This is a genomic window from Rubellimicrobium mesophilum DSM 19309, assembly GCF_000600335.2.
In the GTDB taxonomy this organism is placed as follows: Bacteria; Pseudomonadota; Alphaproteobacteria; order Rhodobacterales; family Rhodobacteraceae; genus Rubellimicrobium; species Rubellimicrobium mesophilum.
This window is the reverse complement of sequence record NZ_KK088582.1, coordinates 107,993-123,390: the sequence shown is the minus strand read 5'-3', so window position 1 is coordinate 123,390 and position 15,398 is coordinate 107,993. Positions and strand designations below refer to the sequence as shown.

Annotated in this window: 16 protein-coding genes and 1 pseudogene; 5 read left to right on the top strand and 12 right to left on the bottom strand. The window is 69.8% G+C overall.

Features of this window, described 5'->3' with window-relative positions:
• The first annotated feature begins 249 nt into the window (after window positions 1–249).
• Complete coding sequence (locus RUMESO_RS14500) at window positions 250–555, top strand: hypothetical protein (RefSeq protein ID WP_037281251.1); 306 nt, start codon at window positions 250–252, stop codon at window positions 553–555.
• A gap of 217 nt (window positions 556–772) precedes the next feature.
• Here RUMESO_RS14500 and RUMESO_RS14495 read toward each other — a convergent pair whose 3' ends face one another.
• The 3 genes from RUMESO_RS14495 to RUMESO_RS25230 all read right to left on the bottom strand — a co-directional run bounded on the left by RUMESO_RS14495 (window position 773) and on the right by RUMESO_RS25230 (window position 1,945).
• Entirely contained in the window at window positions 773–1,243 is a 471-nt protein-coding gene (locus RUMESO_RS14495; protein WP_037281250.1) for a transglycosylase SLT domain-containing protein, read from the bottom strand.
• A 63-nt stretch (window positions 1,244–1,306) separates the two neighbouring features.
• Entirely contained in the window at window positions 1,307–1,633 is a 327-nt protein-coding gene (locus tag RUMESO_RS14490; protein ID WP_037281249.1) for a TfoX/Sxy family protein, read from the bottom strand.
• A gap of 135 nt (window positions 1,634–1,768) precedes the next feature.
• Window positions 1,769–1,945 (bottom strand): hypothetical protein, encoded by a 177-nt coding sequence (locus RUMESO_RS25230; protein WP_156362952.1) that lies wholly within the window; start codon window positions 1,943–1,945, stop codon window positions 1,769–1,771.
• A gap of 281 nt (window positions 1,946–2,226) precedes the next feature.
• Here RUMESO_RS25230 and RUMESO_RS14485 point away from each other — a divergent pair, with 281 nt between their 5' ends.
• The gene (locus tag RUMESO_RS14485; RefSeq protein ID WP_037281248.1) at window positions 2,227–3,072 is read left to right on the top strand and encodes a fumarylacetoacetate hydrolase family protein; all 846 of its coding nucleotides are present in this window, start codon (window positions 2,227–2,229) and stop codon (window positions 3,070–3,072) included.
• Window positions 3,073–3,086: 14 nt separating this feature from the next.
• Window positions 3,087–3,926: an amidohydrolase family protein gene (locus RUMESO_RS14480; RefSeq protein WP_037281247.1), complete on the top strand. Its 840-nt coding sequence runs from the start codon at window positions 3,087–3,089 to the stop codon at window positions 3,924–3,926.
• 7 nt (window positions 3,927–3,933) lie between these two features.
• Here the strand turns inward: RUMESO_RS14480 and gcvP are convergent.
• From gcvP to gcvT, 3 genes and pseudogenes are all read right to left on the bottom strand, one after another.
• Window positions 3,934–6,770 (bottom strand): annotated as a pseudogene (gene gcvP / locus RUMESO_RS14475) (aminomethyl-transferring glycine dehydrogenase).
• 1 nt (window position 6,771) lies between these two features.
• Window positions 6,772–7,134 carry a glycine cleavage system protein GcvH gene (gene gcvH / locus RUMESO_RS14470; protein WP_037281246.1) on the bottom strand — a complete coding sequence of 121 codons (363 nt, stop codon included), beginning with the start codon at window positions 7,132–7,134 and terminating at the stop codon, window positions 6,772–6,774.
• A 9-nt stretch (window positions 7,135–7,143) separates the two neighbouring features.
• A complete protein-coding gene (gcvT, locus tag RUMESO_RS14465; protein ID WP_037281245.1) occupies window positions 7,144–8,274 on the bottom strand; it encodes a glycine cleavage system aminomethyltransferase GcvT in 1,131 nt (376 codons plus the stop codon).
• A 213-nt stretch (window positions 8,275–8,487) separates the two neighbouring features.
• On the opposite strand from gcvT, the gene RUMESO_RS14460 reads away from it, so the two are divergent.
• Window positions 8,488–9,849 (top strand): D-amino acid dehydrogenase, encoded by a 1,362-nt coding sequence (locus RUMESO_RS14460; protein ID WP_342670783.1) that lies wholly within the window; start codon window positions 8,488–8,490, stop codon window positions 9,847–9,849.
• 1 nt (window position 9,850) lies between these two features.
• Here RUMESO_RS14460 and RUMESO_RS14455 read toward each other — a convergent pair whose 3' ends face one another.
• Complete coding sequence (locus RUMESO_RS14455) at window positions 9,851–10,684, bottom strand: sulfite exporter TauE/SafE family protein (RefSeq protein WP_245639286.1); 834 nt, start codon at window positions 10,682–10,684, stop codon at window positions 9,851–9,853.
• Window positions 10,685–11,516: 832 nt separating this feature from the next.
• On the opposite strand from RUMESO_RS14455, the gene RUMESO_RS14450 reads away from it, so the two are divergent.
• The gene (locus tag RUMESO_RS14450) at window positions 11,517–12,272 is read left to right on the top strand and encodes a cytochrome c biogenesis CcdA family protein (RefSeq protein ID WP_037281243.1); all 756 of its coding nucleotides are present in this window, start codon (window positions 11,517–11,519) and stop codon (window positions 12,270–12,272) included.
• A gap of 1 nt (window position 12,273) precedes the next feature.
• On the opposite strand, the gene RUMESO_RS14445 is transcribed toward RUMESO_RS14450, so the two are convergent.
• The 5 genes from RUMESO_RS14445 to RUMESO_RS14425 form a co-directional block, all read right to left on the bottom strand.
• Window positions 12,274–12,960 (bottom strand): hypothetical protein, encoded by a 687-nt coding sequence (locus RUMESO_RS14445; RefSeq protein ID WP_037281242.1) that lies wholly within the window; start codon window positions 12,958–12,960, stop codon window positions 12,274–12,276.
• Between the two features lie 39 nt (window positions 12,961–12,999).
• Window positions 13,000–13,221 (bottom strand): ribbon-helix-helix domain-containing protein, encoded by a 222-nt coding sequence (locus RUMESO_RS14440; protein ID WP_037281241.1) that lies wholly within the window; start codon window positions 13,219–13,221, stop codon window positions 13,000–13,002.
• On the bottom strand, window positions 13,218–13,400 hold the full coding sequence (locus tag RUMESO_RS14435) for a DUF4169 family protein (RefSeq protein ID WP_037281240.1): 183 nt from the start codon (window positions 13,398–13,400) through the stop codon (window positions 13,218–13,220). The genes RUMESO_RS14440 and RUMESO_RS14435 overlap by 4 nt, the downstream gene beginning before the upstream one ends.
• Complete coding sequence (fumC, locus tag RUMESO_RS14430) at window positions 13,397–14,788, bottom strand: class II fumarate hydratase (RefSeq protein ID WP_037281239.1); 1,392 nt, start codon at window positions 14,786–14,788, stop codon at window positions 13,397–13,399. The genes RUMESO_RS14435 and fumC overlap by 4 nt, the downstream gene beginning before the upstream one ends.
• Before the next feature lie 62 nt (window positions 14,789–14,850).
• Window positions 14,851–15,333, bottom strand: coding sequence for an SspB family protein (locus RUMESO_RS14425; RefSeq protein ID WP_037281238.1), 483 nt, complete (start codon window positions 15,331–15,333; stop codon window positions 14,851–14,853).
• Window positions 15,334–15,398: the final 65 nt, after the last annotated feature.

Sequence of the window (15,398 nt, the reverse complement as noted above, 5' to 3'; positions counted from 1 at the left end):
GGAGACAATCATGACGAAGAAGAACTCTGAAGTGACAGGCGCTAAGGCAGCCTCTAACGCTGGCAAGGTCTTGAGGGATCCCAACTCGAGTCCGGCCGCACGAAGTGCGGCAGCGTCGGCGCTTACGCAAGCGCAGGACAAGAGGACCAGGCCCTCCGCGAAGAAGCCGAAGTAGGGCGGGTATGCGGCGTGGGGTCCGGTGACAGGACCTCACGCAAGTCGTGTATTAGGCCTCTCGAATACTCCCCCATGCACCTCATCCAGATCCTCCTCCCCACCGCCGACAACGCCGGCCAGCCCTTCCCGCGCTCCCTCTTCACCGCTCTCCGCCGCGAGTTGACCGCCCGCTTCGGCGGCGTCACCGTCTACGCGCGCGGCCCGGCCGAGGGCTTCTGGGATGCCGATGACGGCCAATCCCGCGACGACATCGTCATCTTCGAGGTCATGGCCGACGCCCTCGACGAGCTCTGGTGGCGCGCCACCCGCGAATCGCTCGAACGCGACTTCCGCCAGGACGAGGTCGTGATCCGCGCCCAGGAGGTCCGTCGCCTCTGATCGGGCACAACATCTTGTGGCGTTGCGTCCCCTCGGACCCAACGCGCGTTACCCTCGCAATTCGTTTACCTTTGTCCGGCATCCTGTCTCTCAACAGGACGAATCATCCGGCGCTCGCCCCCAAGGGACCCGCGCCGCCAGCCGAGACACAGAGATGCACGACAGACCCCAGGGCGGACTCCGCCCAACCGATCCCCGCCCCGCGCGGTGCTCCCGCTCAGGCCCGCCGCAGCCCCGTCTCCTCCAGGAGCCCCCGGGCCTTCGCCTCGTAGTAGTAGCCGCGCTTGTACCAGTCGTAGGCCCGCGTCTGGTTGCCGTTCGCCACGATGTAGGCCCCGCGCAGATAGGCCCCCGCGAACCTCAGGTTCGTCTCGGCGTCGAGCAGCCCCGAATCCGGCCCGCGATAGCCCATCGTATGCGCCGTCTGCGGGTTGATCTGCATGAGCCCCCAATAGGGCCCGTTCCTCGCCGCCGGGTTGTAGCCGCTCTCCACCCGGACCACATGGTCGAGGAGCTCCGACGGGATCTCCAGGAAGGACGCGTAGCGCCGGATCATCGCCTGCATCTCGGGCGTGTTGCCGGCGTAGCGGGCGGCGGCCGTAGGCGCCTTGTCCCGCTCGGGCCGGGGGCCGCAGGCGGCGACGGGAAGAAGGGCAAGCACGAAGAGGCTACGGCGCGTCAGCGTCATCCAGGGCTCCAACCGGGGGTTGCACGCCAATTCCCTAACGGAACCGAATCGCAGCGCAAGGCCCTACCGTCGCAGCCCGACCCCGAACATGTCGAGCTCCGCCTCGACCCGCGTCAGCCCCGGGTCGCAATGCCGGGCCTTCAACGCATCGAACCGCTCGCGCAGCGCCACCTTCTCGGCCCCCTTGCAGTCGTTCCAGGGGCGTCCCTGAAGCGCCATGTGGATCACGTAGTAGCCGATGAAATGCGGCCGCTCCCCCGCCTCCAGCAGCCGCGCATAGGCCGCGTCGGCCCCGAGGTCCCGCAGCTCCTCGGCCGTGCTGATTCCGACCTTGCGGAAGGCCGCCTCGCTGGCCGGGCCCATGTTGCGGAGGGAGGAGATCGCGGCCATGCCGCCGGACCTGTCAGAAAGAGGGGCCAGGGGAGCGGGGTTCCGTGGGAGATCGGGACTCCGTTCCCCTGGCCGCCAGGTGTCCCGGAACAGCCCGAGGGAGAGGCGGGCCGCTGCGTGCTCCGGGACGGAAACTCATATGCTCGCCAGGTCGCGGAACACGATGGCCGCCCCGCCGCTGGTCCCGAAGGCCGCGAAGCCGGGCGCCTTGGGCGTCGCGCCGCTCTGCGAGGCCGTCATCTGCTGGCCCTGAGCCGGGGACGACCCCGGCTGCTCGGAGGCCTGAGGGGCTCCGGGTTGCTTGTCCACCATGGTCCTGGTCCTTCACTCGATGGTCCGAGGACTCAACTCCCTCGGCCGTCCTCACGTTTCTCGGGTAAGACCTCTGGCCGGGTCCTGGGGACAGAATGCCACGATTCGACCCCCCCTCGCACGGCCGATTTCGTGCGAGCCGCCGTCATCGTGGCCCCGAGGCCACAGGGCGCAGCGCCGTTGCATCCCCCGCCGAAGCCTGCGACACACTCCCGTGAACAGGGAGCACGCGGTCGCCCGGCGATCGGCCGGGACGACCACCCGCATCTGAGGACAAACGCATGAAGCTTCTGCGCCATGGGGATAGGGGCTCCGAGAAGCCCGGCCTGATGCACACGGACGGCACGATCCGGGATCTGTCGGGCGTCGTGCCCGACATCGCCGGAGACGTGCTGTCGGACGAGGGCCTGAGCCGGCTCCGCGACGTCGACCCCTCGGGCCTTCCCGTCGTCGATCCCTCGACCCGGCTGGGCGCCTGCGTGGGCGGCACGGGCAAGTTCATGTGCATCGGCCTGAACTATGCCGACCACGCGGCGGAGTCCGGGATGAAGGTCCCCTCCGAGCCCGTGCTGTTCATGAAGGCCAGCTCGGCGATCTGCGGGCCCAACGACCCCATCATCATCCCGCGCGGATCCGAGAAGACCGACTGGGAGGTCGAGCTTGCCGTCATCATCGGGACCAAGGGCAAGTACATCTCCGAGGCCGATGCGCTGAGGCACGTCGCCGGCTACGCCGTCGCCAACGACGTGTCGGAGCGGTCGTTCCAGGCCGAGCGGCAGGGCCAGTGGACCAAAGGCAAGAGCTGCGACAACTTCGGCCAGCTCGGCCCCTGGCTGGTCACCCGCGACGAGGTCGCGGACCCGCAGGACCTGACGATGTACTGCCGCGTGAACGGCCAGACGATGCAGGACGGCTCCACGCGGACCATGGTCTACGGCGTGGCCTACCTGGTGAGCTACCTCAGCCAGTTCTTCACGCTCCACCCCGGCGACGTGATCTCGACCGGCACGCCGCCCGGCGTGGGCCTGGGCATGAAGCCGCCCCGCTACCTCAAGGCCGGCGAGGTCGTGGAGCTCGGCATCCAGGGCCTTGGCGACCAGCGCCAGGCCTGCGTCGCGGACGACTGACCGGGACCGGTGCGATGAGGCTGATCGACACGCACCTCCATCTCGTGGACCGCTCGGTCACAGGCCACGCATGGACCGAGCGGGTGCCGCCGCTCCAGCGGGACTTCCCGCTGGAGGAGGCGCTCGACCTCTACGGCGGCCGCGTCGCGGGCTCGATCTTCATGGAGGTCGCCGCCCTCGATTGGGAGGCCGAGTCGCGCTGGATCGCGGGATTGGTTCGCGAGGGGAGGCTCCTTGGCCAGATCGCCAACTGCCGTCCGGAGACGGACAAGGGCTTCGAGGCTTGGATCGACGAGGGCAGGGACCTCGGCGTCGTGGGCTACCGGCGCATCCTGCACGAGGATGTGGCCGAGGATGTCTCCGTCTCGGACCGCTTCCGCACGAACGTCCGCAGGATCGGCCGCGCAGGCTACCCCTTCGACGTGAACGTGCTGGGCCGCACCCTTTGGCTCGCTCGCGACCTGGCGCAGGCCTGCCCGGACATGACGTTTGTCCTCGATCATTGCGGGACACCCGACATTGCCGGCGGCGGCTGGGAAATCTGGGCCGAGGGGCTGAAGGAGGTGGCCGCCTGCCCGAACGTCAACGTGAAGCTCTCGGGCATCAGCGCATACGCGACCCCTGGGACCGCGTCGCTCGGGACCCTGCGGCCCTGGATCGACCATGTCGTCTCGACCTTCACGCCAGGTCGCATGGTCTGGGGCTCGGACTGGCCGGTCGTGAACCTCGGCGCCGGCCTCCCGGCCTGGCTGGATATCACCCAGGCCGTGCTCGCCGAGCTATCGCCCGACGAGCAGGACCAGATCGGCTGGCGGAACGCCGAGCGGATCTACGGGGTGAAGGCGCCCGCCTAGGGGCGCCTCACTCCGCCGCCTCGGCGTAGCTCTCCAAGGGCGGGCAGACGCAGACGAGGTTCCGGTCTCCATAGGCGTTGTCCACGCGACCCACCGGTGGCCAGTACTTGTCCACCCGGAACGCGCCCGGCGGGAAGCAGCCCTGCTCGCGCGAGTAGGCCCGAGTCCAGTCGGCCACGAGGTCCTCGACCGTGTGGGGCGCATGGCGGAGCGGGCTCTCCTCGGCCTTGATCTCGCCGCGCTCGACCGCCCGGATCTCCTCCCGTATCGCGAGGAGCGCCGTGACGAAGCGGTCGATCTCGGCCTTGGGCTCGGACTCCGTGGGCTCGACCATCAGCGTTCCCGCCACCGGCCAGCTCATCGTCGGCGCGTGGAAGCCGTTGTCGACCAGCCGTTTGGCGAGGTCGTCCACGGTCACCCCATGCTCCGCGAAGGGCCGGGTGTCGAGGATGCACTCATGCGCCACCCGTCCGCGGTTCCCGGCGAAGAGGACGTCGTAGGCACCTCGCAGCCGCGCCGCGATGTAGTTGGCGTTGAGGATCGCCACCTTGGTGGCCTGCGTCAGGCCCGAGCCGCCCATCATCAGGCAATAGGCCCAGGAGATCAGCAGGATCGAGGCCGACCCATAGGGCGCCGCCGAGACCGTACCCTCGCCGCCGGACTCGGGGTGGCCGGGGAGGTAGGGCGCCAGATGCGCCTTGACCCCGATCGGCCCCATGCCGGGACCGCCGCCGCCATGCGGGATGGCAAAGGTCTTGTGGAGATTCAGGTGAGACACGTCCGATCCCACCTCGCCCGGCTTCACGAGGCCCACGAGGGCGTTCATGTTGGCGCCATCGAGATAGACCTGCCCGCCGTGGTCATGCGTGACTTGGCAGACCTCGCGCAGCGTGTCCTCGAACACACCGTGGGTCGAGGGATAGGTGATCATGCAGGCGGCGAGGCGGCGCCCCGCGGCCTCGGCCTTCTGGCGGAAGTCCTCGATGTCGATGTCGCCGTTCGGCGCCGTCTTGACGACGACCACCTCCATTCCCGCCATCTGCGCCGAGGCGGGTTCGTCCCGTGCGCCGAGGTCGGGATCAGGCAGACCTTGCGGTCATGGTCCCCCTTGGCCCGGTGATAGGCCTGGATCGTCAGGAGCCCCGCATACTCTCCCTGCGCGCCGCTGTTGGGCTGCATGGAGAAAGCCTCGTAGCCCGTGATCTCGCAGAGCTTCCGCGACAGGTCCTCGATGGCCTCCTGGTAGCCCCGGGCCTGGTCGCGCGGCACGAAGGGATGAATCTGCCCGAACTCCGGCCAGGTGATGGGCATCATCTCGGCCGCCGCGTTGAGCTTCATCGTGCAGGAGCCGAGCGGGATCATGGCCCGGTCGAGCGCGAGGTCCCGATCCGACAGACGGCGCATGTAGCGCATCATCTCGGATTCGGCGCGGTTCATGTGGAAGACGGGGTGCGTGAGGTAGTCCGACTGCCGCTGCAGGCCCTCGGGGATCGCCACCTCGCCGCGATGGGGCGCCGCGGCGTCGATGCCGAAGGCCCGCAGGACGCGCAGGAGCACGTTCTCGTCGGTGGTCTCGTCGAGCGAGATGCCCACGCAGTCATTGCCGATCTTGCGGAAGTTGAGCCCCTCGGCCCGCGCGGCGGCGAGGATGCCCGCCTGACCGACGCCAACCTCGACCGTGATCGTGTCGAAGAAATGCTCGGGCGAGACACGCGCGCCGGCGGCCCTGAGGGCCCGGGCGAGGCGCTGGGTCGAGATATGGACCCTCTCGGCCATGGCGCGGAGGCCAAGAGGGCCGTGGAAGACAGCGTACATCGAGGCCATCACCGCCAGCAGCGCCTGCGCCGTGCAGACGTTGGAGGTCGCCTTCTCGCGGCGGATGTGCTGCTCGCGGGTCTGGAGCGCAAGGCGGTAGGCGCGGTTCCCTCGTGCGTCGACCGAGACGCCCACGATCCGCCCCGGCATGGAGCGCTTCAACGCGTCGCGGCAACTCAGGAACGCGGCGTGCGGGCCGCCGTAGCCCATCGGAACGCCGAAGCGCTGCGCCGAGCCGACGGCGATGTCGGCGCCCATGGCGCCCGGCTCCTTGAGCAGGGTCAGCGCGAGAAGGTCCGTCGCGACGATGGCAAGGGCGTTGGCCTCGTGCAGCCGCGCGATGTCGGCCGACAGGTCACGGATATGGCCGTAGGTGCCCGGGTACTGGAAGATCGCCCCGAAGACCCTTGACGGATCGAGGGTTTCCGAAGGTCCTACGATCACCTCGATCCCAAGGGGCATGGCCCGCGTCCGGATCACCGCGACGGTCTGCGGATGCAGGTCGTCGGCCACGAAGAAGGCCCGGGCCTTGGACTTGGCCGACCGCTCCGCCATCGTCATCGCCTCGGCGGCTGCGGTCGCCTCATCGAGGAGCGAGGCATTCGCGACAGGCAGCCCGGTCAGGTCCGCAACCATCGTCTGGAAGTTGAGCAGCGCCTCGAGCCGGCCCTGTGCGATCTCGGGCTGGTAGGGTGTATAGGCCGTATACCAGGCCGGATTTTCCAGGATATTCCGCTGGATGGCCGGTGGAGTGAAGGTGCCGTAGTAACCCTGCCCGATGAGCGAGGTCATCACCCGGTTCTTCGCGGCGACCTCTCGCATCTTCTGGAGAAGCCCGGCCTCGGTCAGCGGCGCCCAGGAGAGAGGCGCGTCCTGGCGAATGGAGGCGGGGATGGTTTCGTCGATCAGCGCGTCCAGGCTCTCGGTGCCTACGACCCGGAGCATCTCCTCCATCTCGGAGGGGCTGGGGCCGATATGGCGGCGGTTGGCGAAGTCGTCGGGATCGTAGTCGGTGGGCTGCCAGGGCATCTCAGGCGATCATCTCCTGATACTCGTCCTCGTCCATGAAGTCGTTGAGCACGCTGATGTCGTCGACGCGGATCTTGAAGAACCAGCCGGCGCCGAGCGGGTCGGCGTTCACGAGTCCCGGGTTCTCGGTCAGCTTGGCATTGACCTCGACGATCTCTCCGTCGATCGGCGCGAGGATGTCGGACGCGGCCTTGACGCTCTCGATGACGACGACCTCGTCGCCGTGGGCGACCATGGCCTCTATCTCGGGCAGCTCGACGAAGACGATGTCGCCCAGCTCCTTGGCGGCGTGCTCGGTGATGCCGACGACGACGAGGTCGTCGCCCTCGGCGCGGAGCCATTCATGGTCTTCGGTGAATTTCATGCGGGGTCCTCAGCGCTTGAACGAGGGGGGAACGAAGGGAAGCGGGGCGACCTTCACGGGGAGCGCGCGGCCGCGCACCTCGCCCGTGAGATCGGTGCCGGGGGCGGCAAGGGTGGCATCGACATAGCCCATGGCCACCGGGGCCTGGAGGGTCGGGCCGAAGCCGCCGGAGGTGACGTGGCCCACGTGGCCGTCCGGGCCGATCAGCGCGGTGCCGGCCCGCATGGGTTGCCGTCCCTCGGGTCTCAGGCCGACCCGCACCCTCCGTGCGCCGAGCTCCAACTGCCGCAGCACGCGGTCGGCGCCCGCGAAGCCGCCGGCCCTGGCCCCGCCGGGGCGGCGGGCCTTGCCGATGGACCACGAGAGACCAGCCTCGACGGGGCTGGTGGTGCGGTCGATGTCGTTGCCGTAGAGAGGCAGCCCGGCCTCGAGCCGGAGGGAGTCGCGGGCGCCGAGACCGGCGGGGAGGACCCCCGGCTGCCCGAGGACGGCCATGGCGAAGGCTTCGGCGGCAACGCTTGGGATGGAGATCTCGAACCCGTCCTCGCCGGTGTAGCCGGAGCGGGAGATCCAGAGCTCGGAGCCTTGCCAAGGGGCGACACGTGCCTCCATGAACCGCATCGTCGCGACGCCGGGGACGAGGGTCGCGAGCGCGGCCTCGGAGGCCGGGCCCTGGAGCGCGAGGAGGGCGCGGTCGGTGACCTCCTGAACCTCCGTCTGGCCCAGCCCGTCCCGGAGATGCGCGAGGTCGGCGTCACGCATCGAGGCGTTGACGACGACGAGGAGGTGGTCGCCCCGGTTCGTGACCATGATGTCGTCGCGGATTCCGCCCGAGTCGTCGGTCAGGAGACCGTAGCGCTGCCGACCCTCGGGCAGGCCCAGGATGTCCGCGGGAACCAGCGCCTCGAGCGCCAGGGCGAGGTGCTCCAAGCCGTTGCGGGGCCGCAAGAGCACCTGGCCCATGTGGCTCACGTCGAAGAGGCTGGCGCTCGCGCGGGTATGGAGGTGCTCGGCCATGACGCCGGGCTCGTATTGGACCGGCATCTCCCAGCCCGCGAAGGGGACGAGGCGGGCGCCCCGGGAGAGGTGCAGGTCGCGCAGGGGCAGGCGCCTCAGCGGTGCGGTGAGTGCATCGTCCATGGTTCGCCTCCTCCGCCATCTCAGATGGCGCCCTCCTGGAACAGGGGTAGACATCGGCTCGGCCTCTTGCAAGCCGGGGGACGGCTGCCGTGACACTGGAACTCCTCCTCGACGTCGGAGGTTCTTGCGCCCTGGCCGTATGTGGCCGCCGATGTCATTGCGCATCCGCAGTATATCGCAAGATCATCCTAAAGTTTCCTATCGGAAACAGGTATACGGGAAAAGCTTCAGGCGTGGTCGTGCGATACCGCTCCCTGTCTTGGAGTCGGGAGCAGCCCCATGAAGATCGTGATCCTCGGAGCCGGCGTGATCGGCGTCACCTCGGCCTGGTACCTGTCCCGGGCGGGTCATGAAGTCGTCGTCCTGGACCGCCAGCCCGCTCCGGCGCGGGAGACCTCCTTCGCCAACGCGGGCGAGGTGAGCCCCGGCTACAGCGCGCCCTGGGCCGCGCCGGGCATCCCGCTCAAGGCGCTCAAGTGGATGTTCCAGAAGCACGCGCCGCTGGTCGTGCAGCCTCGGCCGGACCTCGCGAAGCTGGGCTGGCTCGCGCGGATGCTGGGGAACTGCACGACCGAGGCCTACAAGGTGAACAAGGCGCGGATGGTGCGGCTCGCGGAATACTCGCGCGACTGCCTGGAGGACCTGCGGAACGAGACCGGCATCCGCTACGACGAGCGGACGCAGGGGACGCTCCAGCTCTTCCGGAAGGAAGCGCAGGTCGAGGCGGCCGAGAAGGACATCGCCGTGCTGCGCGAGGGCGGCGTGGCCTTCGAGGTGCTGGACGCGGCCGGATGCCTTGCGGTGGAGCCGGGGCTTGAAGGGGCCGCGGGCGAGATCGCGGGCGGGTTGCGCCTGCCCGGCGACGAGACCGGGGACTGCTTCAAGTTCACGACCGCGCTGGCGGAGCGTGCGGCCGGCGAAGGTGTCGAGTTCCGCTACGGCGTCGCCATCGAGCGGTTGATCGTCGAGGACGGGCGCGTGCGGGGGGCGGTGACGTCGGAAGGCGAGGTCCGGGGCGATGCGGTCGTGGTGGCGCTCGGGAGCTACTCGCCGGTGCTGGTGCGGTCGCTGGGGCTCAGGCTCCCGGTCTATCCGGTCAAGGGCTACTCGTTGACGCTGCCGATCATCGAGGAGGGGCGGGCGCCGGTCTCCACCGTGATGGACGAGACCTACAAGGTGGCGATCACCCGTCTCGGGGACCGCATCCGCGTGGGGGGGCTGGCCGAGATCGCCGGGTTCGACCTGTCGCTGCCCGAGCGCCGGAAGGCCACGCTGCTGCATTCGGTCGAAGGGCTCTTCGAGGGGGCGGGCGACACCGCGCTGGCGGCGTTCTGGTGCGGGCTGCGGCCGATGACGCCGGACGGGACGCCGGTGGTGGGCCGGACGCCGGTGCCGGGGCTGTTCCTCAACACGGGCCACGGGACGCTGGGCTGGACCATGGCGGCGGGCTCGGGCCGGGTGCTGTCCGACATCGTCTCGGGGCGTCGGGCGGACATCGAGACGGCGGACCTGGGCTATGCGCGCTACCTGCGCGAAGGGCGGCGGTCGGGTCCGTTGGTGCCGGCCGAGGCCTGAGTCAGAGCAGGTCCCAGAGGAACCTGGCCGAGACGAAGAGCAGGAAGAGGCCGAAGGCCGTCTCGAGCGCGCGGCGCGAGAGGCGGTGCGCGAGGGCGACCCCGGCGCGCGTCGTCATCAGCGTCGTGGGCACGGTGGCGGCCACGGTGAGCCAGGAGACGTAGCCCGTCGCGTCCAGCGGGAGGCCGGGCTTGCCCCAGCCGGCGTAGACGTAGCCCAGCGTCGCGGGGAGCGCGATCAGGACACCTGCGCCGGCTCCGGTCGAGACGGCGCGGTGGATCGGCACGCCGTGGAGGGTCAGCAGGAGGTTGGTGATCGAGCCGCCGCCGATGCCCATGAGGGCGGAGAGCAGGCCCGTCACGACGCCGTAGAGCCGCAGCACCGCCCGCCCGGGGAGGCCGTCGCGGATGCGCCAGCCCTCGCCGCCGAAGAGGAGCTTGATCGCGTTCACCCCGGCGACGCCGACGAAGACCAGCTTGAAGACCCAGGGGTCGGCGAAGCGGGCGATGACGGAGCCCAGGACGACGCCCGCGATCACCGGGACGGCCCAGAGCCTGAGGAGGCCCATGTCCACGGTGCCGCGCCGCAGGTGAGCGCGGGCGGAGATGAAGGAGGTCGGGATGATGACGGCCAGGGAGGTGCCGACGGCCAGCGGCATCCGCACGGCCTCGTCGAAGCCCAGGACGCCGAAGACCTGGTAGAAGACCGGCACCGAGATGGCGCCGCCGCCGATGCCGAAGAGCCCCGCCATGAAGCCGATCGCGCTGCCGGCGACGATCAGGGCGGCCACGACGGGCAGGAGGTCGTTGGCGAGGTCGATGAGGGCGTCGAACACGGGCGGGCTCCGGCTGCGGATGCGGCTTGGTAGGAGGTTTCGGGGGGAGGGGGAAGGCAGGGCCCCTGAAATGACTTCAATCCCGCGGGGCCTCCGGGTTGCCTCGTCCGCCCCGGCGCGAGGGGGTTTTCGGGACCTATCCGGACCGCCTCGTCGGCGGGCTTGAGTCTATGGGGGACGCGGGGAGGATCTCCCGTTCCCGTTATGTGGCCGCGTGGCGTCGCGCTGTTGCAGGTCCCGGCTGTCAGGCCGGGAGGCTCTTCATGGTGGCTCCTGGTCCTCCGGGGCTGCGCTCCGCCTGGCCTGCACCCGATCTGCGCGCTTGGCGCGGGGGTGGTCTGGGGCTCGGCGGGGGTCAGGTCCCGGATGTCTGATTCGTGTGTTCGGGGAGCAGGATGCCACGCAGATGTTAACGAATTGCGAGACCAACGAACGGTGCTCGGGAGGGGGCGACGCAACGCCCCTTTGCGGTGTGATAGGGGCGCGGGCTGCGAATCGGGGCGTCACCCCGTCACGCGACGGCGGCACCCGGAACCGGCCTGGGATGCTCGGGTGAAACCCCACCTTCGGGCGGATGGGAGGGGCGTGGCGCGAGCGGCAGCCGTCGCGTGGTGGGCCGAAGCCCGCCCTGAGGCAGTGGCGGAGGTGGCCTGCCCCTGTCCGACGAGGCCAGGCGGCGCGGGTGCATGGTGCGAGCGGGCAGAGGCCTTGCGGGCGCTTCCGGGCCATCGTGTGGGGCCAATGCCACGCCCGCAGATGTGACGCCCTGTCCCGTGACGAGGGCGGCCGGGCGGGGTAGGACTGCGGCCGAAGGCCAGCCACGGACGAAGCGATGTTCACCTCCGACATGATCCTCGACGCGACGCTGCTTCCGGCGATGGCGGTCGCGCTGGTGGCGGGGCTCCTGTCGTTCCTGAGCCCCTGCGTCCTGCCCATCGTGCCGCCCTACCTTGCGTACATGGGCGGGGTGTCGGTCGGCGAGATGGCCGAGGCGAGGGAGGCGCGCAGGCGGGCGCTGCTGGCGGCGGCGTTCTTCGTGCTGGGGCTGAGCACCGTGTTCCTGCTCCTGGGCGCGGCGGCCTCGGCCATGGGGCGGGCGCTCCTGCAGTGGCAGGGGTGGTTCGTGCCGGTCGCGGGGATCGTCATCATGGTGTTCGGGGCGCACTTCCTGGGCGTGCTGCGCATCCCGTTCCTCGCGCGCGAGGCGCGGCTCGACGCGGGGGACCGGGGCGGCTCGGCTCTGGGGGCCTACGTGCTGGGGCTGGCCTTCGCCTTCGGCTGGACGCCCTGCCTGGGGCCGATCCTGGGGGCGATCCTGGGGCTGGCCGCGACGCAGGCCGACGTGGCGCGGGGGACGGCCCTGCTCGCCACCTACGCGCTGGGGCTGGGCATCCCGTTCCTGCTGGTGGCCGCGTTCTTCCCGAGCCTGCATGGCTTCATGCGCTGGATGAAGCGGCACATGGAGCGGATCGAGCGGACCTCGGGGCTGCTGCTCTGGACCGTGGGGCTCCTGATGCTCACGGGGCAGTTCACGGCCTTCTCCTGGTGGCTGCTGGAGACCTTCCCGTCGCTCGCGACGATCGGCTGAGTCAGCGGCGCGGGGGCGCCGCGCGGATCGGAGCGGGAACGGGCCGGGGCACGCGGTGGCGGGCCCAGGCGCCGAGACGCAGGAGATGCTCGTGCCGGTGGCCGGCCGGGGCGAGGCCGCGCTGCTCGATGAGCCAGATGGCGAAGGAGCCGCCGAGCGCGGCGCCGGCCGTGTCCATGACGACGTCGAGGATCGTGTCGGGCCATTCGAAGGGGAGGTAGGTCCATTCGATCACCTCCCAGCCGACGCCGAGGGCGAAGCCGATGGCCGTGGACCAGAGGACGAAGCGGCCCTTGCGCGGGGCGTGCGCGAGGAGGTCGGCCTTCCACAGCATGAACATGGAGCCCGCCATCATGACGAGCGGGTTCACGAAGTGGAGCACCACGTCGAACCACCAGAAGAGGCCATACCAGTCCCAGGCCCAGCCCGCGCCGCTGATCAGGAAGCAGCCCACGATCACCGCGACGAGGAGGCTGGGGAGGCCGTGACGCGCGACCATCAGGGCCGCGAGCGGCGCGAAGAACGCGGCGGCGATCTTGGCCTCGTCCCAGCGGTGGAGCAGCAGGAGCGTCGCGAGCCCGGCCGCGAAGACCACGGTGCCCGCCCGCGCCAGGGTCAGCCAGACCCGCGCGTCGATGATCCTGTTGGGCAGGGGTCGGGTCGAGGCGTGGAGGATGGCGGCGGTCATCGGAGGCTCCCTTGCCTCCGGCGAACGGATGAGACGCGGTCAGCGTTCCGCGAGCGCCCGCTCCAACACGTAGACGCGAATGGCCGAGGCGAGGCCCACGTCGCCCCGGGCCTCGTCGATGCGCTCCGCGAGCTGGTTCAGGGGCAGGGCGTCCCGGGCGGCGAGGCGGCGGAACTCCTGCCAGAAGGCCTCCTCGAGCGAGACGCTCGTGCGGTGGCCGTGGAGGGTGAGCGAGCGCTTGACGGGGCGGGTGCTGCTCACTCGTCCTCGAACTTCGACTGGTCGAGGGCGCGCCTGGCCTTTTCGGCCTGCGCGGCCTCGAGGAGGCGCTGGGCCTTGGTGCGGCCGTGCTTCAGGGCGTTGGCGTCGGCCTGCGCCTTCTCCTTGGAGCGGTCGAGCGCCTTGCGCGCGCGGTTCAGGTTGGTGACGGAGCCGGTCATGAGGGGGCGATCATCTCCTCGGGGCGGACGACGCGGTCGAAGGTCTCCGCGTCCACGTAGCCGAGGTTAATCGCTTCCTCGCGCAGAGTCGTCCCGTTCTTGTGGGCGGTCTTCGCGACGGTGGTGGCCTTGTCATAGCCGATGGTGGGGGCGAGGGCCGTGACCAGCATGAGCGATTCGCGCATGAGCTTGTCGATGCGCTGGCGGTCGGCCTCGATGCCGGCGACGCAGTTGTCGGTGAAGGCCACGGCGGCGTCGCCCAGGAGCTGCATGGATTGCAGCACGTTATAGGCGATCATCGGCTTCATGACGTTCAGCTCGAAGTGGCCCTGGCTGTCGGCGAAGCCCACGGCGGCGTCGTTGCCCATGATGTGGGCGCAGACCATGGTGATGGCCTCGACCTGCGTCGGGTTCACCTTGCCCGGCATGATCGAGGAGCCGGGCTCGTTCTCGGGGAGCTTGAGCTCGCCCAGGCCGCAGCGGGGGCCGGAGCCGAGCATACGGATGTCGTGGGCGAGCTTGTAGATGCCCGAGGCGGCCGTGCGGATCGCGCCCGAGAGCTGGGTCAGGGCGTCATGAGCCGCGAGCGCCTCGAACTTGTTGGGGGCGGTCACGAAGGGGAGGCCCGTGAGGCGGGCGACGCCAGCGGCAATCGTCTCGCCCCAGCCGACGGGGGAGTTCAGGCCGGTGCCGACGGCGGTGCCGCCTTGGGCCAGCTCGTGGACATCGGGGAGGGCCCGCTCGATCCGCTCGATGGCCTTCTGGACCTGGTGGGCGTAGCCGCCGAACTCCTGGCCCAAGGTCAGGGGCGTCGCGTCCATGGTGTGGGTGCGGCCGATCTTGATGATGTCGGCGAACTCCTCGGACTTGGTGACCAGCGCCTTGAGGAGGTGCGTCAGGCCGGGGAGGAGGACGTCGCGGGCGACCATGGCGGCGGCGACGTGCATGGCGGTGGGATAGGTGTCGTTGGACGACTGGCCCATGTTGACATGATCGTTGGGGTGGACGGGCGTCTTGGAGCCCAACTGGCCGCCCAGCATCTCGATGGCGCGGTTCGAGATGACCTCGTTGGCGTTCATGTTGGTCTGGGTGCCGGAGCCCGTCTGCCAGACGACGAGAGGGAAGTGATCGTCGAGCTTGCCGCTCGCCACCTCGGCGGCGGCGGCGATGATGGCGTCGGCGATCTCGGGCTTGAGGGCGCCGCGGGCCTTGTTGGCCTCGGCGCAGGCCTGCTTGATGTAGCCCAGCGCGTGGACGATGGCGCGGGGCTGACGCTCCCAGCCGATGGGGAAGTTCTGGATCGAGCGCTGGGTCTGCGCCCCCCAGTAGCGGTCGGACGGAACCTCGAGGGGCCCGAAGCTGTCGGTCTCGGTGCGCGTCGCGGTCATCTGAATCCCCTTCGGTATACCGTCGCATACGCCATTAGCGCAGCGGCGGCGGGGACGGAAGCCTACTTGCGGAACTTGTCGAGGCTGAGGACCTCGGCGCCGCTGCGGTCGGGCTTGGCCTCCGGCTTGGCCTCGGCCTTGGAGCGGTCGCCGCCGGGGGGAGGCGTCTCGGGCTCGGCGGAGGCGGCGTGGGACTGGGTCTCGAAGCGGAGGCCGAACTCCACGGACGGGTCCACGAAGGTCTTGATGGCGTCCCAGGGGATGTAGAGCGGCTCGGGGTTGTCGCCGAAGTTGAGCGTCACCGAGAACCCCTCGTCGCTGGTCTCGAGGTCGGCGAACCAGTGCTGGAGGACGATGGTCATCTCGCCGGGGTAGCGGTCCGAGAGCCAGTCGGCGATCTCCACGTCCGGGTGCTGGGTGTCGAAGGTGATGAAGAAGTGGTGCTTGCCGGGCAATCCGTTGGCCGCCACGTCCGCCAGGACCTCGTGGATCAGGCCGCGCATCGCGCGGTGCATGAGGTTCCCATAATCGATCGAACGCGTCACGGTACTCACCTCCGGTTGTCGTGGGGCCGAGCATAGGCAATTCCCCGGCAGGGGGAAGTCGAAAC